This window comes from Salmonella sp. 32070601201500089SM (genome assembly GCF_017573605.1).
Taxonomy (GTDB): Bacteria; Pseudomonadota; Gammaproteobacteria; order Enterobacterales; family Enterobacteriaceae; genus Salmonella; species Salmonella enterica.
Map to the genome: position 1 here is coordinate 64,697 of NZ_JAGETK010000011.1, position 18,526 is coordinate 83,222.

The 18,526-nt window shown below is 54.8% G+C and carries 16 protein-coding genes; 9 read left to right on the plus strand and 7 right to left on the minus strand.

The genetic code is table 11. The annotated features are described in order from the left end of the window. Positions 1-2: 2 nt before the first annotated feature. The 5 genes from fhuD to hrpB form a co-directional block, all read right to left on the minus strand. Positions 3-893: a Fe(3+)-hydroxamate ABC transporter substrate-binding protein FhuD gene (gene fhuD, locus J4728_RS17190; protein ID WP_001205358.1), complete on the minus strand. Its 891-nt coding sequence runs from the start codon at positions 891-893 to the stop codon at positions 3-5. Continuing rightward, positions 893-1,690: a Fe3+-hydroxamate ABC transporter ATP-binding protein FhuC gene (fhuC, locus tag J4728_RS17195; RefSeq protein WP_001157197.1), complete on the minus strand. Its 798-nt coding sequence runs from the start codon at positions 1,688-1,690 to the stop codon at positions 893-895. Before fhuC ends, fhuD begins: the two co-directional genes overlap by 1 nt. A 48-nt stretch (positions 1,691-1,738) precedes the next feature. Then, positions 1,739-3,928 carry a ferrichrome porin FhuA gene (fhuA, locus tag J4728_RS17200; protein ID WP_000113220.1) on the minus strand — a complete coding sequence of 730 codons (2,190 nt, stop codon included), beginning with the start codon at positions 3,926-3,928 and terminating at the stop codon, positions 1,739-1,741. Between the two features lie 292 nt (positions 3,929-4,220). Then, positions 4,221-6,743: a bifunctional glycosyl transferase/transpeptidase gene (gene mrcB, locus J4728_RS17205; RefSeq protein ID WP_000918127.1), complete on the minus strand. Its 2,523-nt coding sequence runs from the start codon at positions 6,741-6,743 to the stop codon at positions 4,221-4,223. 140 nt (positions 6,744-6,883) lie between these two features. After that, complete coding sequence (gene hrpB, locus J4728_RS17210; RefSeq protein WP_208212125.1) at positions 6,884-9,313, minus strand: ATP-dependent helicase HrpB; 2,430 nt, start codon at positions 9,311-9,313, stop codon at positions 6,884-6,886. Positions 9,314-9,385: 72 nt separating this feature from the next. Between hrpB and thpR the strand changes: the two genes are divergently transcribed. The 9 genes from thpR (at position 9,386) to panD (ending at position 16,631) form a co-directional block, all read left to right on the plus strand. Beyond that, positions 9,386-9,916 carry an RNA 2',3'-cyclic phosphodiesterase gene (gene thpR, locus J4728_RS17215; RefSeq protein WP_001294175.1) on the plus strand — a complete coding sequence of 177 codons (531 nt, stop codon included), beginning with the start codon at positions 9,386-9,388 and terminating at the stop codon, positions 9,914-9,916. 16 nt (positions 9,917-9,932) lie between these two features. After that, positions 9,933-10,637 carry a DNA/RNA nuclease SfsA gene (sfsA, locus tag J4728_RS17220; RefSeq protein ID WP_001577042.1) on the plus strand — a complete coding sequence of 235 codons (705 nt, stop codon included), beginning with the start codon at positions 9,933-9,935 and terminating at the stop codon, positions 10,635-10,637. Between the two features lie 176 nt (positions 10,638-10,813). Continuing rightward, entirely contained in the window at positions 10,814-11,269 is a 456-nt protein-coding gene (gene dksA, locus J4728_RS17225) for an RNA polymerase-binding protein DksA (protein ID WP_001155232.1), read from the plus strand. Positions 11,270-11,337: 68 nt separating this feature from the next. Continuing rightward, entirely contained in the window at positions 11,338-12,234 is an 897-nt protein-coding gene (gene gluQRS / locus J4728_RS17230; RefSeq protein WP_000132295.1) for a tRNA glutamyl-Q(34) synthetase GluQRS, read from the plus strand. A 161-nt stretch (positions 12,235-12,395) separates the two neighbouring features. Continuing rightward, positions 12,396-13,793: a polynucleotide adenylyltransferase PcnB gene (gene pcnB / locus J4728_RS17235; protein ID WP_125540466.1), complete on the plus strand. Its 1,398-nt coding sequence runs from the start codon at positions 12,396-12,398 to the stop codon at positions 13,791-13,793. Continuing rightward, positions 13,790-14,269 carry a 2-amino-4-hydroxy-6-hydroxymethyldihydropteridine diphosphokinase gene (gene folK / locus J4728_RS17240; RefSeq protein ID WP_000150773.1) on the plus strand — a complete coding sequence of 160 codons (480 nt, stop codon included), beginning with the start codon at positions 13,790-13,792 and terminating at the stop codon, positions 14,267-14,269. Before pcnB ends, folK begins: the two co-directional genes overlap by 4 nt. 120 nt (positions 14,270-14,389) lie before the next feature. After that, on the plus strand, positions 14,390-15,181 hold the full coding sequence (panB, locus tag J4728_RS17245) for a 3-methyl-2-oxobutanoate hydroxymethyltransferase (protein ID WP_000805493.1): 792 nt from the start codon (positions 14,390-14,392) through the stop codon (positions 15,179-15,181). A gap of 120 nt (positions 15,182-15,301) precedes the next feature. Beyond that, positions 15,302-16,156 (plus strand): pantoate--beta-alanine ligase, encoded by an 855-nt coding sequence (panC, locus tag J4728_RS17250; RefSeq protein WP_000905348.1) that lies wholly within the window; start codon positions 15,302-15,304, stop codon positions 16,154-16,156. A 94-nt stretch (positions 16,157-16,250) separates the two neighbouring features. Further along, the gene (gene panD, locus J4728_RS17255; protein ID WP_000621526.1) at positions 16,251-16,631 is read left to right on the plus strand and encodes an aspartate 1-decarboxylase; all 381 of its coding nucleotides are present in this window, start codon (positions 16,251-16,253) and stop codon (positions 16,629-16,631) included. A gap of 6 nt (positions 16,632-16,637) precedes the next feature. Here panD and J4728_RS17260 read toward each other — a convergent pair whose 3' ends face one another. Both J4728_RS17260 and J4728_RS17265 read right to left on the minus strand, forming a co-directional pair. Further along, positions 16,638-17,867, minus strand: a complete 1,230-nt coding sequence (locus tag J4728_RS17260; RefSeq protein WP_000245312.1) for a polysaccharide deacetylase family protein — start codon at positions 17,865-17,867, stop codon at positions 16,638-16,640. A 61-nt stretch (positions 17,868-17,928) separates the two neighbouring features. Next, positions 17,929-18,369, minus strand: a complete 441-nt coding sequence (locus tag J4728_RS17265) for a PTS sugar transporter subunit IIA (RefSeq protein WP_000901960.1) — start codon at positions 18,367-18,369, stop codon at positions 17,929-17,931. Between the last annotated feature and the right edge of the window lie 157 nt (positions 18,370-18,526).

An 18,526-nucleotide genomic window follows, 5' to 3' on the forward strand; every position in this document is an offset into this window, starting at 1 on the left:
GCTCACGCTTTTCCTCCCAACACGTTATCCAGGATGCGGACAAAATGCATCGTGGAGAGGGTCGCGCCATAGAACCAAACGGCGGGCACCCGATGAAAACGCCCGGCGCGGACAAACGGCATGGCCTGCCACAGCGGCGTTGCCATCAGCGCGTTCATATCGGTGCTATTCCCGTGATCGAAGCAGATTACATCCGCTTCTTTATACATCGCCAGCCGATCGATACTGACCGCCGTACTGCCCCAAAAGTTGGTTTCACCCTGCCAGGCATTGACAATGCCATACTCGTCCAGCACCTCTTGGAACAGGCAATTCGGGCCGAGCACCAGCATATGCCGCGGATCGATAAGCGTCGTCATCAGTAACGGACGCCCCCCGCGGCGGATAAAATGCGGCTTCTGGCTGGCGATGAAGCGATCGTATTGCGCCAGATGTTTTTCTGCCGCAGCTTCCAGATTCAGCGTCTGCGCCAGTTCAACCAGCGAGCGTCGGGCCACCGCCAGCGGCTTTTTGCCGTCGCTAAAATCGAACCCGCGCCCCGGCGCGATCCGCGCCAGTTTCTCCGGCGAGGGTCCGTAGCCTGCCGACCAGACCATAAACGACGGCTTCATCTCCGTCAGCAGTTCGAGATTGGGTTCAGTGCGAAGACCCACATCAATCACCGAATCCGGCAACGGCGGTTCGCTAACCCACAGCTTATAATTTGGCACGTCCGCCACGCCATACGGCGTAATACCGAGCGCCAGCAGCAGCTCAACCGGCAGCCACTCCAGCGCCACAATCCGGCGGGGATCGATAGCGGCAGCCTGCGCCGTATTCATTTGCCACAGCAGCGGCGAGAGCGCCATCGCCGTTAATAAACGGCGGCGAGTAAGAGGATATAAATCACGCATTAATACACAAAACTCACAGGTGCCGCGCCCGCCGGATGCGGAAGGATACCCATCGGGATACCGTAAATCTGTTCCAGCGTGTCACTGCGCATCAGTTCCGCAGGCGTTCCTTGCGCAATCATTTCACCGCCGCGTAGCGCGACTAAATAATCACAGTAGCGGGCCGCCATGTTGATATCGTGCAGCACCGCAACCACCGTCAGCCCGCGCTGCTGGCTTAAACGATGCACCAGCGCCAGCACGTCCACCTGATGGGCGATATCCAGCGCTGACGTCGGCTCATCCAGCAGCAGACAACGGCTATCCTGCGCGACCAGCATGGCAATCCACGCGCGCTGGCGTTCACCGCCGGAAAGACTGTCTACCAGACGATGCGCCAGCGGTTTTAAGCCGACCAGCGTAATCGCCTCGTCTACTTTTTCCCGGTCCGCGACGCCAAAGCGTCCCAGCGCGCCGTGCCACGGATAGCGGCCAATCGCCACCAGTTCGCGCACCGTCATTCCTTCCGCCTGTGGCAATTGTTGAGGCAGATAGGCAACTTTGCGGGCAAACGCCTTGCTGCTCCAGCTCGCCAGCGGCTGATTGTCGAGCAGAATATCCCCTTCGGAAGGCAGCTGATGGCGGCCCAGCATTTTTAACAGCGTGGATTTACCGGAACCATTATGACCGATAAGTCCGGTGACGCGACCTGCGGGAAACGTTAACGAGAGAGGGTGTAAAAGCGTGCGGCCCGGCACACGAAAGGCGACGCTTCGCAGCGCAAAGGTGGTATCGGAATGAATGTGGTTTTCCTGCATCGCAGCCAACTTGTAAAACGGGCACGGCAAGCCGTGCCCAAAAAGAAATTAGAAACGGAAGGTTGCCGTTGCAACGACCTGACGTTCTGCGCCCCAGAAACAGCCGTAGGTCTGGAAGCAGCTGGCGACGTATTCGCGGTCGAGCAGATTATTAACGTTAACCGCAATGCTGGAGCCCGCCATACCAAAACGCGCCAGATCGTACTTGACGACCGCATCCATCACCGCTGCGCTGCCTACCTTGAAGCTATTAGCCGGATCGCCGTAACTGGAACCAATAAAACGACCGCCTGTTCCCAGCGTTAAACCTGACAACGGACCTTCGTTGAAGGTGTAATCGCCCCACAACGACGCCATGTGTTCAGGCACCTGCTCTGGCGTATTCCCTTTCAGATTAGTGTCTTTCGTGTATTCAGCATCAGTATAAGTGTAAGACGCCGTCATATTGATGTTAGCCGTCAATGCTGCTTTGGCTTCCAGCTCTACACCTCGCGCACGAATTTCGCCTGCCGGCACCTGCGCTAATGGGTTGGTTGGATCGGCGGTCAGGTTATTGGTTTTGGTCAGCTGATAAACGGCACCCGTAACAACAACCGGCATGTCTTTCGGTACATATTTCACCCCTGCTTCATATTGCTCGCCTTTTGACGGCTTGTAAGAAACGCGTGGGGTGCTCCACAAATCGAAGGCGCTTGGCTCGAAAGATTGGCTATAGCTGAAGTAAGGTGAAATTCCATTATCGAATACGTAGTTTACGCCACCGCGCCAGGTGAACTGGTGGTCATTACGTTCAATATATCCTTCTGTCGGCGTAGTGGAATTCTGACGCACCGTTGTCGCTTGTTTAGACCAGTCATAGCGGCCGCCGAGAGTAAATACCCACTTATTCCATTCCGCCTGATCCTGAACATAGAGGCCTGTTTGTTTACTTTCGTTCATCTGGTACGGCTCAGCGCCGCCGAAAGCAAAGTATTCAGGATGGTAATTGTTATAGAGATCGATTGACGGCGCGCTACCAAACGTCGCGTTAATATCATTACGCATACGCATGAAATCGACACCCGTCAGCAACGTATGATCAATATCGCCGGTCGCGAATTTACTTTCCAGTTGTGTATCTACGCTGAAATTCTGTAAACGCTCGTTGTCAACGATAGTACCGCGGTTAAGCGTATGGCCGTCCGCCGCAATCCCCGTGCCATAGACGCTTTTTTGCGCGGTTTTCATTTCGACAAAACGTAAATTCTGGCGCACGGTAAAAGTGTCGTTGAAGCCATGCTCGAAACTGTATCCCACCATTTTCTCGTTACGAGAATAGGTATTGTTTGACGCCCCTTCATTGAAATCTGTCGGCAAGCGTTTACCATTCGGTAACGGTTCAACCGTTCCCTCTTTCGGCAGCCAGCCGTAGTAGCCGGTCTCTGGTTCGTTCTGGAAATAAGAAAGGAACGTAAAATTCGTTTTCTCATCAGGACGCCAGGTAAAAGAGGGCGCAATCGCATAGCGCTGCGACTCAGAACTCTTTTGCTGCTCATTTGTCGAACGCGCCAGCCCCGTCAGACGATATGAGAACTCACCGTTGTCATCCAGGGAATCACTAAAATCAAAACCGGTCTGGAACAAATTGTCCGTCCCCATTTTGAATTGAATTTCTTTCAGCGGCTCAGTAGTCGGCCGCTTGCTAACCATCGAAATGATACCGCCCGGGTTGCTCTTACCGTAGAGGACGGACGTTGGGCCACGCATCAACTCAACACGCTCAAGCATGTAGGGATCAATAACCGCATCGTTGTAGAAGTTCCCCTGCAATTTCAGGCCATCCAGATAGTTGTTCTGGCTCAGGCCGACGGAAGAGAAGCCACGGATAATCACGAAGTCATAGGTATTGGAAGCGCCGCGGCTGCTTACCGTTACACCCGGCGTGTAACCCAACGCTTCTTTTACTGACTGGAATTGATGCATCTGCATCTCTTCGTTAGTGACCACCGAAACCGACTGTGGCGTTTTTTCGATAGGTGTATCAGTTTTGGTGGTGGTGGCGGAACGCTTCGCGGCGATGGTCGGAGCCGGTCCCCAGGCACTTTCCTGCGCGGCAGGCGCTGCGGTTACGGTAATGGTTTCTTCTTTCGGTTGAACCGCCGCCTGTGCATAGACAGACATGCCGCTAACCGCTGTGGCTACTACAACTGCGATTTTACGCAGTGAGGAGTTTGGCTGAGCAGTTTTAAGACGCGCCATTGGTATATCTCTGATGAAAGTGAATGATAACGTAAACGATAATTATTATTATAACCGCAGCATGATAGGCGAAATATCGTCGCAATGGCAAGCGATACGCGGCCCTACGAAAACTAAGGGGTTAAGAAATAACCAGATGAAAAGGAAGGGTTAATAAATTAGACTGAAATGTTATTTATAGGGGATTTGCCGGATGGCGACGTAAGCGTCTTATTCGGCCTACGTCGCACATAATGGGGTCGTAACGGTGTAGACCGGGTAAGCACAGCGCCACCCGGTACTATTACCGTGATTAATTGCCGCCGAACATCTCCTTAATCCAGCCGGCAACGCCATCGCTCTTCTCTTCTTTCGGCGGCTGTTGCTGCGCAGGCTGCTGCGGCTGAGACGACTGATCGAACGGATTGCCTGACGGCTGCTGTTGCTGCTGCATCATCTCGCCCTGCTGGCACAGCGTATTTGGATCGTCCGTCCAGACCGGCAGAGTGCGCATACCGCCGCTACAGACAAAATTACCGTCGTAATCAACGCCCATATCCACCACATCTTCCGGCGGCGTCAGAACTAAAGGCGTCGGCGTCTGGTTCGCCAGATAGCGCTGGTAAATCGCCATCGCGCCGCTGGCGCCGTACAATTTCGTCGGCTGGTTGTTATCACGGCCTACCCAGGTGATAGTCACCTGGCTGCCGTCGATACCGGCAAACCAGGTATCGACATTGTTGTTTGTCGTCCCGGTTTTACCGGCCAGATGCAGACCCGGATATTTCGCGCCAAGCTGACGCCCCGTACCACGCTGGACGACCTGCTGCATTGTCCAGAGCGTCAGGTAAGCCGCCTGTGCCGGTACGGCGCGTTCAGCTTGCGGATAACTTTGGTACAGCACTTTACCATCTTCCGCAATAACCGAACGCAGCGCTGATAACGGCGCGCGATTTCCGCCGCTGGCGATAGTCTGGAACGCTTGCGCCACTTCGATCGGCGTCAGGTTCAGCGCCCCTAACAGCATCGCCGGAACCGGATTGAGCTGATCTTTCGGCACGCCGAGCTTCGTCCAGGTATCGGTTACCGCCGGTAAACCTAACGCCATCCCCAGATTGACCGTCGGTACGTTCATTGAGCGAGTTAACGCATCCACCAGCATCACTTTCCCGCTTTCGCTGTAGCGACGATCGTCGTTCTGCGGCGACCAGACCTGACCATTCGGCTGGCGCAGAGAAATCGGCGCATCGGCAATCCAGGTGTTCAGACGGTATAAGTTCGGCTGACTTAACGCGGTCAGATAGGTCGCCGGTTTCGCCAGCGACCCGATGGAACGGCGCGCCTGCATGGCACGGTTATAGCCGGCATACTGCGGCTCCGCCCCGCCAACCATCGCGCGCACCTCGCCGCTAAAGCGATCCACTACCACCATCGCGGTTTCCAGATCGCTCAATTTACGCTGCTTCTTCAACGCCGGAATGCCTTCGACAACGGCTTTTTCTGCGGCATCCTGCGCCACGGAGTCAAAGGTGGTGAAGATCTTCACGCCGGAGAGATCTTTAATTTTATCCCCCAGCTTCGCCTGCAGTTCCTGACGAACCATCTGCATAAACGCTGGCTGCGGTGAAATAACGCCGCCGCGCGGCTGTACGCCAAGCGGACGCGCGCTCAGCATGTCATAGAGTTCCTGATCGATGATTTTCTGCTGCTGTAACAGGCGTAACACCAGGTTACGACGCTCCAGCGCCAGTTTCGGGTTGCGCCACGGGTTATAAATCGACGCCCCTTTTACCATCCCCACCAGTAACGCCTGCTGATCGAGGCTCAACTCCTCTACCGGACGACCAAAGTAATACAGGCTCGCCAGCGGAAAACCGCGAATTTCATTGTCCCCGCTTTGACCGAGGTAGACCTCGTTCATGTACAGCTCAAGAATACGATCTTTACTGTAACGGGCATCCATGATCAGCGCCATGTAGGCTTCATTCGCTTTACGCCAGTATGATCTTTCGCTGGAGAGGAACAGGTTCTTCACCAGCTGCTGGGTTAGCGTACTTGCCCCCTGCACCGTACGTCCCGCCGTCAGGTTGGCCAGTACCGCACGCCCGATAGAGTAAAGACTAATGCCATCATGCTCATAGAAATGACGGTCTTCCGTCGCCAACAGCGTATCGACCAGCAGATCCGGGAAACCGCTGCGCGGGACGAATAAACGCTGCTCGCCATTTGGCGAAGAAAGCATGGTGATAAGCCGCGGATCGAGACGGAAGAAGCCAAACTGGCGGTTGTTATCCAGATTGACGATGGTTTCCAGACGCCCGTCACTGAACGTCAGCCGCGCGCGCACCTGCCCTTCTTTGCTGTCCGGGAAGTCAAACGGACGACGGATCATCTCAATGCTATTGGCCTGCACGGTAAATTCGCCGGGACGGGTCATCTTCGTCACCAAACGATACTGCGTCGCTTCCAGCAATTTCACCATCTCGTTTTTGCTGACAGGCATGTCTGGCTCAAGGTTCACCATCCGACCATATACCGCCGCCGGAAGCTGCCAGACCTTGCCATCAATACGGCTGCGGATTTTTTGATCCAGATAGACGCCGTAAATGGCGAACAGCACCACAAAAACGATAAACAGTTTTAGCAATAGCCACAGCCAGCCGCGCTTGCCACGAGGCTTACGCCCTTTGCCCTTACCTTTACGCGGCATCGGTTCTTCATCCTCATAGTCATCATCATAATCGTCGTCATGCTGCCGACGACGGCTCACCTTTTGTTTCACAGGACGTGACGGTTTCCCCTTACGTCCAATCGGCTCGCGGTCATTCCCCGCCATGCTTTTTCTCCGCAACATACAGGCGCAAAGGCCCGATTCTCTATTCTTCCGCCAGACGACAGAAGAAGAAATCTCTCAATTTACCCTTTTGCCGGATGGCGATTAACGCCTTATCTGGCCTGGAGGCAACGTATAACACGTCACGAATACTTCTTCGTGCGCCGCGTTGGGGCCGTATTCGCCGGATCGTCCGGCCAGACATGTTTGGGATAACGGCCTTTCATCTCTTTTTGCACTTCGCGATACGCCCCCTGCCAGAAAGCGCTTAAATCGCGCGTAATCTGTAGCGGTCGCTGCGCTGGCGAAAGCAGTTCCAGCACCAGCGGCACGCGGCCCTGAGCGATGGTTGGGGTCTTCGCTTCGCCAAACATTTCCTGCATTCTGACCGCCAGCGCGGGCGGGTTATCTTCATGATAACGAATCGTTATTCGGCTTCCCGTCGGCACAGTGTAATGCCCAGGCAGTTCACTATCCAGACGTTGCAGCATGGCATAGTCAAGCAGTCCCCGTAACGCCTGATTAACGTTCAGGGATTTTAGCCCTCGTAACGACTGTACGCCTGTCATGTGCGGCAGCAACCAATTTTCCAGAGTCGCCAGCAGCGACGCCTCATCCACGGCAGGCCAGTCATATTCCGGCAGCCATTTCGCCGCACAGTGCAGACGCAGACGGAACTGCTCCGCTTCCGGCGTCCAGTTAAGGACGGACAGACCTTTATCGCGGATGCCGTTCAGCATCGCCTGATGAAGCTCCTCTTCAGACGGCTTCGCCAGTGGCTGAACGCTAACCGTCAACTGTCCAATACGCATTCTGCGCCATGCTTTCAACGTTCCCTGCGCCTCGTCCCATTCAACCGTGTCGGACTGGCGCAGTAAATCAGGACACGCCTGAATCAGCGAGGCAATATCCAGCGGCTGCGCCAACAATATTCGGGCGTCCGGCGAGGCGCTACCTTGCAGTAACAGCGGCGCGATCAGCCATTCATGACGTCCCAACGCGTCATCCGCATCTAACATCGCGCCCATACCATTGGCTAACTGATAGCGCCCTTCCTGACCACGACGCCGCGCGATGCGGTCGCTAAACGCTCTGGCCAACAGCGGCATAATAAGCGCGCTATCCGGCTCGCCATTACGCACCTGCAGCCGTTTTAAAAGCTGCTGGCTACGCTGCTGCCAGCCCGGCTGTCGCCGCGAAAATACTACGCTTAAATCCGTACCGCCGCCGCGCGGCGGGTCCTCAACGATGGCCGCGAGCATGGCGGCAGTGGCGGCGCTATCGCCCTCGCCGGCGTTGACTAACATCGCCGCCAGGCGCGGATCGTTACCCATTGCCGCCATTTTCCGGCCCCGCGCGCTTAACCGCTCGCCCTCCAGCGCGCCTAACATCAATAATAAACGGCGGGCGGCCTGAAGATTCACCTCCGGCGGCCTGTCCAGCCAGAAAAGCGATGCCGGATCGTGACATCCCCACTGCAACACCTCCATCAATAAACCGGAAAGGTCGCTGTGTAAGATTTCCGGATCGCTTTGCGCCGCCGCCCGCTCCGCCTGTTCTTTGGCCAACAGATGTAAACAGATTCCCGGCGCCAATCGTCCGGCGCGCCCCGCGCGCTGCGTCATTGACGCCTGACTGATACGCTGCGTAACCAGCCGCGTCAGTCCCGTTCGCGCGTCAAATCGCGCCACGCGCTCCTGAGCGCTATCGACGACCAGACGAATCCCTTCAATCGTCAAACTGGTTTCGGCAATGTTAGTCGCCAATACCACTTTACGCATCCCGGCGGGGGCGGGAACAATCGCTTTGCGTTGAGCCTCCAAAGACAATGCGCCATACAGAGGACAAAGCAGGACATCGCTCCCTACCCGCGACGCCAGATGTTCATGAACGCGCTGTATTTCGCCTACGCCGGGTAAAAATAGCAACAGCGAACCGTTTTCATTGCGCAACAGTTCCGCTGTCGCCATCGCGACGGCTTCATCAAAACGCAAATGCGCCGCGAGCGGCTGATAACGTCGATCCACCGGGAACGCGCGCCCCTCCGAGACGATCGTCGGCGCATCAGGCAGTCGCTGACAAAGCCTGTCGTTATCCAGCGTCGCAGACATAATTAACAGCCTGAGATCGTCACGGAGCCCTTGCTGGATATCCAGCAACAGCGCCAACGCTAAATCCGCCTGTAAACTGCGCTCATGAAATTCATCCAGTATCACCAGCCCCACGCCGCGTAATTCGGGATCGCGCTGAATCATTCTGGTCAATACGCCTTCTGTCACCACTTCCAGCCGGGTACGCGGCCCCACGCAGCTTTGCGCGCGCATCCGGTAACCTACCGTTTCGCCAGGCTTTTCATTCAACGCTTCCGCCAGACGCTGCGCGACATTACGCGCCGCCAGACGACGCGGTTCAAGCAGGAGGATTTTTCCAGCAACCGGCCCCTGTTGCAGGAGTTGCAACGGCAGCCAGGTGGATTTCCCCGCCCCGGTAGGCGCGGACAACAAAACCTGCGGCGCGATTTTTAGGGCTGTCAACAATTCAGGCAATACGGCGGCAACGGGCAATGACGTCACAAACGGCTCCACGGGGTTAACTTTCTTTGCGCCGCATTGTAGCATCGTGTTAATCCATAACCGAGTATCCCTATGTCTGAGCCAAAACGGCTGTTTTTTGCGATTGACTTACCCGACGACGCGCGCGCACAAATTATCGCCTGGCGCGCCGCCCATTTTGCGTCTGAAGACGGACGCCCCGTGGCAGCGGCGAACCTACATCTGACGCTGGCCTTTTTAGGCGACGTCAGTAACGATAAGCAGCGCGCGCTTGCGCAACTGGCCGGACGAATTCGCCAGCCGGGCTTTACGCTACATCTGGATGACGCCGGTCAGTGGCTGCGTTCACGCGTGGTGTGGCTGGGGATGCGCCAGCCGCCGCGCGGGTTGTTGCAGTTGGCTAATATGCTGCGCGCGCAGGCCGCCCGCAGCGGTTGTTACCAAAGCCCGCAGCCTTTTCACCCGCATATTACGCTGCTGCGCGACGCCAGCCATACGGTGGCTATCCCGCCGCCGGGCTTTTGCTGGTCATTTCCGGTCACGTCGTTTGCGCTTTACGCCTCTTCGTATGGGCAAGGCCGTACCCGCTATGCCGAGCTGCAGCGCTGGACGCTGGGCGAATAATAATGAAGGAATGTCGATGCTATTCTCCCCCCCTTTACAACGCGCTACGCTGATTCAGCGCTATAAACGTTTTTTAGCCGATGTGATCACCCCTGACGGTACAACGCTTACGCTGCACTGTCCTAATACCGGCGCGATGACCGGCTGCGCCACGCCTGGCGATACCGTCTGGTATTCGACATCAGAAAATACTAAACGCAAATATCCGCATACCTGGGAATTGACTGAAACGCAATCCGGCGCATTCATTTGCGTGAATACGCTGCGGGCGAACCAGCTAACGAAAGAAGCGATTCAGGAGAATCGCCTGCCGGCGCTGGCGGGGTACAATATTCTGAAAAGTGAAGTCAAATATGGCGCCGAGCGCAGCCGTATAGATTTTATGTTACAGGCAGATTTCCGCCCGGACTGCTATATTGAAGTGAAATCGGTCACGTTAGCGGAAAAAGAAAACGGTTATTTTCCCGACGCCATCACCGAACGAGGGCAAAAACATCTTCGGGAGTTGATGGGCGTTGCGGCGGCAGGTCATCGCGCGGTGGTGGTGTTCGCGGTGCTGCACTCCGCCATTACACGTTTTTCCCCCGCACGTCATATCGATATAAAATACGCGCAGCTATTGAGCGAGGCTCAGAATAAAGGCGTGGAAGTTTTAGCTTATAAAGCAGAACTTTCAGCCACAAAAATGGAACTGAACGAACCAGTGCCCATAACGTTGTAGTGGAATAACAGCCTGATTATTAAGTATTCTGGCCGCGTGCGTAAATACGCTTTTCCTCACAGGGTTGTCAAGTGTTACGTTTAGATAATTGCTATCCGGAAAAGCATCTGCTATTTATAGCGACCTGATTTTCCCCCGAACATGGGGATCGATAGTGCGTGTTAAGGAGAAGCAACATGCAAGAAGGGCAAAACCGTAAAACATCGTCCCTGAGTATTCTCGCCATCGCTGGGGTGGAGCCGTACCAGGAGAAACCGGGCGAAGAGTATATGAACGAAGCCCAGCTATCGCACTTCAAGCGTATTCTTGAAGCATGGCGTAATCAACTCCGGGATGAAGTCGATCGCACTGTGACGCACATGCAGGACGAAGCCGCCAACTTCCCCGATCCGGTCGATCGCGCCGCGCAGGAAGAGGAGTTTAGCCTGGAGTTACGTAATCGTGACCGTGAGCGCAAACTGATCAAAAAGATCGAGAAGACGCTGAAGAAAGTGGAAGATGAAGACTTCGGTTATTGCGAGTCCTGCGGGGTGGAGATTGGTATCCGCCGCCTGGAAGCGCGTCCAACAGCCGATCTGTGCATCGACTGCAAAACGCTGGCTGAAATTCGCGAAAAACAGATGGCGGGTTAATCCCGTTCGTTTCTACCCTATTTATGACAGGCGGGAGTTTTCCCGCCTTATTCTTTATTGCCCGCAGCATGACTGACTCACACTATATTGGCCGTTTCGCGCCGTCGCCATCCGGCGAACTGCATTTCGGCTCGTTAATCGCCGCCCTCGGCAGCTATCTACAAGCCCGTGCGCAACGCGGAATTTGGCGCGTTCGCATCGAGGATATCGACCCCCCACGTGAAGTTCCCGGTGCCGCAGCGACCATTCTGCGCCAGCTGGAACATTACGGCCTGCACTGGGATGGCGAGGTCTTATGGCAATCACAGCGTCATGAGGCTTATCGCGAGGCGCTGGCCTGGCTTCACGAGCAGGGACTGAGCTACTACTGCACTTGCCCCCGCTCGCGCATTCAACGTCTGGGCGGTATTTACGACGGCCATTGTCGGACGTTATGCCACGGGCCGGAGAATGCCGCCGTCAGAATTAAACAGCAGCATCCGGTGATGCATTTCCATGATGCCTTGCGCGGCGACATCCAGGCTGACCCACAGCTGGCGAGCGAAGATTTTATTATCCACCGCCGCGACGGACTGTTTGCTTATAATCTGGCCGTGGTGGTCGACGATCATTTTCAGGGGGTGACGGAGATCGTCCGCGGCGCAGATTTAATCGAACCCACTGTCCGACAACTTTCGCTGTATAAACAGTTTGGCTGGCGTGCGCCAGGCTACGTGCACCTTCCGCTGGCGCTCAACGAACAAGGCGCTAAACTTTCCAAGCAAAATCATGCCCCTGCGCTTGCGACAGGCGATCCGCGCCCGGTACTGGTCCAGGCATTGCGCTTTTTAGGCCAACGCGACGTCGTAGCGTGGCAGGAGATGTCTGTTGAGGAGTTGCTGCGCTTTGCAGTGGCGCACTGGAGGCTTACAGCCGTACCCACATCGGCTAATGTAAATCCGGCATTCTCAAATGCGTCTCGCTGAGCTATGATTAGCCGCTATTTTTGCTCATCGTCTTTCGCATTGCTGCGGCGTTAATGATGCTTACAGCCCAGGTCGCGTTGCTCTCTTACGCCCGTCTGCCGTAATGCGAAAGACATAGAGTAAGTTGATCTTATTAATGTATGACACTACCGAGGTGCGCTATTTTTACCCGAGTCGCTAATTTTTGCCGTAAGGTGTTAAGCCGCGAGGAGAGCGAGGCAGAACAAGCCGTCGCCCGTCCACATATGACGATTATCCCGCGTGAACAGCACGCTATCTCCCGCAAAGATATCAGTGAAAATGCCCTCAAGGTACTGTACAGGCTGAACAAAGCGGGCTATGAAGCCTACCTGGTCGGCGGCGGCGTCCGCGATCTCCTGCTCGGTAAAAAGCCGAAGGATTTCGACGTGACCACCAACGCAACACCGGATCAGGTACGGAAATTATTCCGCAATTGCCGTCTGGTGGGGCGTCGTTTCCGCCTGGCTCACGTGATGTTTGGCCCGGAAATTATCGAAGTGGCAACGTTTCGTGGTCATCATGAAGGCAGTGAAAGCGACCGTACGACCTCCCAGCGTGGGCAAAACGGTATGCTGCTGCGCGACAACATCTTCGGCTCTATCGAAGAAGATGCCCAGCGCCGCGATTTCACCATCAACAGCCTTTACTACAGCGTGGCGGATTTTACCGTGCGCGATTACGTCGGCGGGATGCAGGATCTGCAAGAAGGCGTGATTCGCCTGATCGGCAATCCGGAAACGCGCTACCGCGAAGATCCGGTTCGAATGCTGCGCGCCGTGCGTTTCGCTGCGAAGCTCAATATGCGTATCAGCCCTGAAACGGCTGAGCCAATCCCGCGTCTGGCAACCTTGCTAAACGACATTCCTCCCGCACGCCTGTTCGAAGAGTCGCTGAAGCTGTTGCAGGCGGGGAACGGTTATGAAACCTATCAACAACTGCGGGAATACCACCTCTTCCAGCCGTTGTTTCCTACCATTACGCGTTATTTCACCGAAAACGGCGACAGCGCAATGGAACGCATCATTGCACAGGTGTTGAAGAATACGGATAACCGCATCCGTAACGAGATGCGCGTTAACCCGGCATTTTTGTTTGCCGCCATGTTCTGGTATCCGCTGCTGGAGATGGCGCAAAAAATCGCTCAGGAGAGCGGCCTTGCCTATTACGATGCTTTCGCGCTGGCCATGAATGACGTGCTGGATGAGGCCTGCCGTTCACTGGCGATCCCGAAACGCCTTACCACGCTGACCCGTGATATTTGGCAGCTTCAGTTACGCATGTCCCGTCGTCAGGGCAAACGCGCCTGGAAGCTGATGGAACATCCCAAATTCCGCGCCGCGTTTGATTTGCTGGAGCTGCGCGCTCAGGTGGAAAATAATACTGAACTGCAACGTCTGGCGCAGTGGTGGGCCGAGTTTCAGGCTTCCGCGCCGCCGGAACAAAAAGGGATGCTCAACGAGCTGGACGACGATCCTGCTCCACGCCGCCGTCGTTCACGTCCGCGCAAACGCGCGCCGCGCCGCGAGGGCACCGTATGACGATCGCGTATATCGCGCTTGGCAGTAATCTGGCCTCTCCGCTGGAGCAGGTCAATGCCGCCCTGAAGGCTATCGCCGACATTCCCGATAGCCGTATCGTCGCGGTTTCTTCGTTTTACCGCACGCCGCCGCTTGGCCCACAGGATCAGCCCGATTACCTGAACGCTGCGGTGGCGCTGGATACCGCTCTCGCCCCCGAAGAATTGCTTAACCATACCCAGCGCATTGAGCTGCAACAGGGCCGGGTGCGCAAGGCCGAACGCTGGGGGCCGCGCACGCTGGATCTCGACATTATGCTGTTTGGCGATGAAGTCATTAACACCGACCGTCTGACCGTGCCGCACTACGACATGAAAAACCGCGGTTTTATGCTGTGGCCGTTATTCGAAATCGCTCCTGATCTGATCTTTCCGGATGGTATCAGCCTGCATCAGCATCTCACCCATCTTGGTGCTGCAAAACCCGCCCACTGGTAAAACATCGCCTCCCCTTTAGCGTTTACTGCTTTAGCGCCAAACGATTGCTTAAATCAATTGCCCCCCTGAATATGACTGTTAGAATGCCGGGAAATATAACTTTTACCATCAGGAAACGTTATGAAACCCACCACTATTTCACTGCTGCAGAAATGCAAGCAAGAGAAAAAACGCTTCGCGACAATTACCGCCTACGACTACAGCTTCGCTAAGTTATTTGCCGACGAAGGTATCAATGTGATGCTGGTTGGCGACTCACTGGGCATGACGATTCAGGGGCACGACTCCACCCTGCCGGTCACCGTGGAAGATATCGCTTACCACACTCGTGCCGTGCGACGTGGCGCGCCCAACTGTCTATTGCTCTCCGACCTGCCGTTTATGGCTTACGCCACCCCGGAACAGGCGTTTGAAAACGCGGCTATCGTGATGCGTGCGGGGGCCAATATGGTCAAAATTGAAGGCGGCGCCTGGCTGGTTGATACGGTGAAAATGCTCACCGAACGCGCCGTGCCGGTTTGTGGTCATCTGGGGCTAACGCCACAGTCGGTGAATATCTTCGGCGGCTATAAAATTCAGGGCCGCGGCGACGCCGGGCAGGTACTGCTGGATGATGCGCTGGCTTTAGAAGCCGCTGGCGCTCAACTGCTGGTGCTGGAATGCGTGCCGGTTGAGTTGGCGAAGCGCGTCACGGAAGCGCTGTCGATTCCGGTGATCGGCATCGGCGCGGGCAACGTCACCGACGGTCAGATCCTGGTGATGCACGATGCGTTTGGCATCACCGGCGGTCATATTCCAAAATTCGCGAAAAATTTCCTTGCCGAAGCGGGCGACATGCGCGCCGCCGTACAGCAGTATATGGCTGAAGTGGAGTCCGGCGTTTATCCGGGCGAAGAACACAGCTTTCACTAATTTTTCTGACCGTGCCGGATGGCGACGCGTCTTATCCGGCCTACAGATCCTCAACGGATGTAGGCCTGATAAGCGCAGCGCCATCGGGCAGGATCATCAAGCAACTCAAGGAGTTTTGTTGTGCTAATCATTGAAACCCTGCCGCTGCTGCGCCAGCATATTCGTCGTCTGCGTCAGGAAGGTAAACGCGTCGCACTGGTTCCCACCATGGGCAACCTGCACGACGGCCATATGAAGCTGGTCGATGAGGCAAAAGCCCGGGCTGATGTGGTGATCGTCAGCATTTTCGTCAATCCGATGCAGTTTGATCGGCCGGACGATCTGGTGCGTTATCCGCGCACGCTGCAGGAAGATTGTGAAAAGCTGAACAAACGCAAAGTCGATTATGTCTTTGCGCCAGCCGTTGAGGAAATCTACCCACAGGGGCTGGAAGGCCAGACGTACGTTGATGTTCCCGGCCTCTCTACCATGCTGGAAGGCGCCAGCCGTCCAGGTCATTTCCGCGGCGTCTCGACTATCGTCAGCAAGCTGTTCAACCTGATCCAGCCGGATATCGCCTGCTTTGGCGAGAAGGATTTCCAGCAACTGGCGCTGATCCGCAAAATGGTGGCGGATATGAGTTATGACATTGAGATCGTCGGCGTGCCGATTATTCGCGCTAAAGACGGTCTGGCGCTCAGCTCACGTAACGCTTATCTGACCGCAGAGCAGCGCAAAATTGCGCCGGGTCTATACAACGTGATGAATAGCATCGCTGAAAAACTGATTGCGGGTAATCGTGAGCTGCAAGAGATTATTGCCATTGCCGAACAGGAACTGAATGAAAAAGGCTTCCGTGCCGACGACATTCAAATCCGTGATGCCGACACGCTGCAGGAGCTGACGGAAACCAGCAAACGCGCAGTGATTCTGGCCGCCGCCTGGCTGGGTCAGGCGCGTCTGATTGATAATCAAAGCGTTACATTAGCCCAGTAGACAGGGGTTAAAAATCGGGCAATACTGCCTGAGAATTTCCAAAGCAGGCCACAAGCGCCTGCTTAGCCAAGGTAAACGACAGGGTAAAGAAGTTATGATTCGCACCATGCTGCAAGGCAAGCTCCACCGCGTAAAAGTCACGCAGGCGGACCTGCACTACGAAGGTTCTTGTGCCATTGACCAGGATTTCCTTGATGCCTCCGGTATTCTGGAAAACGAAGCGATTGATATCTGGAACGTGACCAATGGGAAACGTTTCTCAACCTATGCGATTGCGGCTGAACGCGGCTCCAGAATCATCTCGGTGAACGGTGCGGCGGCGCACTGCGCTGAAGTTGGCGACATTGTGATTATCGCCAGCTTCGTCACCATGTCTGATGAAGAAGCGCGTACATGGCGTCCGAAAGTGGCCTATTTTGAAGGCGACAACGAAATGAAGCGCACCGCGAAAGCTATTCCGGTACAGGTTGCCTGATAGTCCTTATCCCTGCGGCTGGTTGCTGATCAGCCGCGACATCGTTTCCAGCGAATCCGTGCGTAAAATATACAGCCTTTTGAGCAGCATCGGATTATCTCCCGGCTTCACCTTCCCTCTCACCGTGGTGACCGCCAGATGGAAACCGGCGTCTTTTGCTGCTTTGATCGCGGTCGCGTTATAGCCGCCAAAGGGATAAGAAAGATAAAATACGTGCGGAGTAAACTGTGTGAGCGCCCTCCGCGAACGTTCAAAATCAAACAGAATATTATGGTAGCTGCGGCTATATAAAATCGGGCGGCGATGCCCGTCTACCCGGTGTAAAAAATGGGTATGCGACTGAAAATCAAAAACATCGCTTATCTTGCGCAATTCGGACACGCTCATAAATTGCAGCGACCTGGGATTCCATTTTTGCGGATGGCGCTTAATACGCGATGAGATAATAAATGCCGTCGCTTTCATATCGTACTGCTTTAATACCGGATACGCATAGCGACTCACCGATTTAAGGCCATCATCAAAGGTGATAGCCACCGCGCGCGCCGGGAAATTCGCGCGGTTATAGATGTAATCCTCCAGTTGGTACATCGTCAACGTGGCATAGCCGCGATCGCGAAGCCAGGTCATTTGGTTGCTGAATGCCCGAACCGAAGTCGTGGTGGACGTATGGCGAAAACGAGTATTCTCTTCATCACGTAAGATGTGATGATAGGTCAAAATCGGAATGCCGTTGTCTTCCTGCGCATCCATGGCGCTGACATAAGCCAGCCTGTCGCCAATACGGATCTGATACCAGGTTTGATGTAGCCGGCCTTTCAGCTTGCTAATAATGGGGTAACGCAAATTATCCACCAATACGCCAAACGGGGCGCTACTGATGTCCGGCGCGTTATACACCGGCGTGTCCTTCCAGGTCACCAGATTCTGATTGCTGAGCGGCTTGTTAAGATCGCCCAGGCCATCTTCCACTTTTTGTTTTCCCTGCACGGATTCCAGATGGCCTTTATCGATAAAGCCCACACCGAAGCCGAATTTAAAGGCATAATAATCAGCCGCAACAGGCGTTACGGAAAGAATTTGTCCGGCGCGGATATTCCCTACGGTCACCATTTTGTCGCCAATCTGCGACCAGATGGCGGCATCTTTCGTCGTTTGCATATAACGAGCGGGCAAGGCAGCCAACACATTACCGGCGAAAAAGAACAGCAAGATAAGAACAACGCGCATAACCATATATCATAACCGAGGCGAAAAAACGCCGTCATTGTAGCAAAAGCGTCGTCAATGGTATTGATCAAAACTCATACGAATCATGCAGCAATACAAAAGGCGGATTTTTCTGCTGCTGATGCCAGAGACTGGTGACATCCGGCGCGCCAAGCGCGACAATCTGGTCGCGAAATGCTGAACTGCTCATTGACTCTCGCCAGGTAATCATTTCCTCCATCAATGAATAGCTAACACCGGAAATAACTTCACATTGAGAATGTTTATGGCTCATCAGCGACGCTACACGATAAGGCGCCGCGCCGGAAATGTCGGTTAAAAATATCACGCCTTCACCGGAGTCGGTGGCATGGAGGGCGTCACACATCATGCGGCTGAGCATATTTACGCTTAACCCACGCCAGAAATTGACCGCCCGACACTGCGCCAACGGCCCATACTTCTTTTCAAGACCTTCGAGCATTTCCTGCGCCCGATCGTCATGACAGGAAATGACCCATCCCAGCATAACTTCTCCTCCATTGAGCTCCAATCCTGCATGATGTCAGCATGTTTTTTTGGCCGACAACACACTATGACCACGATCATTTTTTATTCAAAAAAATTTGCATTATTTTTAAAATTGTTAGCAGCCTTCATAGAATCTGGCCCATTAAAGGGTAATC

Coding starts and splice junctions, on each gene's coding strand:
- dksA (WP_001155232.1), top strand. CDS start 10,814: ATGCAAGAAGGGCAAAACCGTAAAACATCGTCCCTGAGTATTCTCGCC.
- thpR (WP_001294175.1), top strand. CDS start 9,386: ATGTCTGAGCCAAAACGGCTGTTTTTTGCGATTGACTTACCCGACGAC.
- fhuD (WP_001205358.1), bottom strand. CDS start 893: ATGCGTGATTTATATCCTCTTACTCGCCGCCGTTTATTAACGGCGATG.
- J4728_RS17265 (WP_000901960.1), bottom strand. CDS start 18,369: ATGCTGGGATGGGTCATTTCCTGTCATGACGATCGGGCGCAGGAAATG.
- fhuA (WP_000113220.1), bottom strand. CDS start 3,928: ATGGCGCGTCTTAAAACTGCTCAGCCAAACTCCTCACTGCGTAAAATC.
- sfsA (WP_001577042.1), top strand. CDS start 9,933: ATGCTATTCTCCCCCCCTTTACAACGCGCTACGCTGATTCAGCGCTAT.
- folK (WP_000150773.1), top strand. CDS start 13,790: ATGACGATCGCGTATATCGCGCTTGGCAGTAATCTGGCCTCTCCGCTG.
- J4728_RS17260 (WP_000245312.1), bottom strand. CDS start 17,867: ATGGTTATGCGCGTTGTTCTTATCTTGCTGTTCTTTTTCGCCGGTAAT.
- panD (WP_000621526.1), top strand. CDS start 16,251: ATGATTCGCACCATGCTGCAAGGCAAGCTCCACCGCGTAAAAGTCACG.
- mrcB (WP_000918127.1), bottom strand. CDS start 6,743: ATGGCGGGGAATGACCGCGAGCCGATTGGACGTAAGGGGAAACCGTCA.
- gluQRS (WP_000132295.1), top strand. CDS start 11,338: ATGACTGACTCACACTATATTGGCCGTTTCGCGCCGTCGCCATCCGGC.
- fhuC (WP_001157197.1), bottom strand. CDS start 1,690: ATGCAGGAAAACCACATTCATTCCGATACCACCTTTGCGCTGCGAAGC.
- panB (WP_000805493.1), top strand. CDS start 14,390: ATGAAACCCACCACTATTTCACTGCTGCAGAAATGCAAGCAAGAGAAA.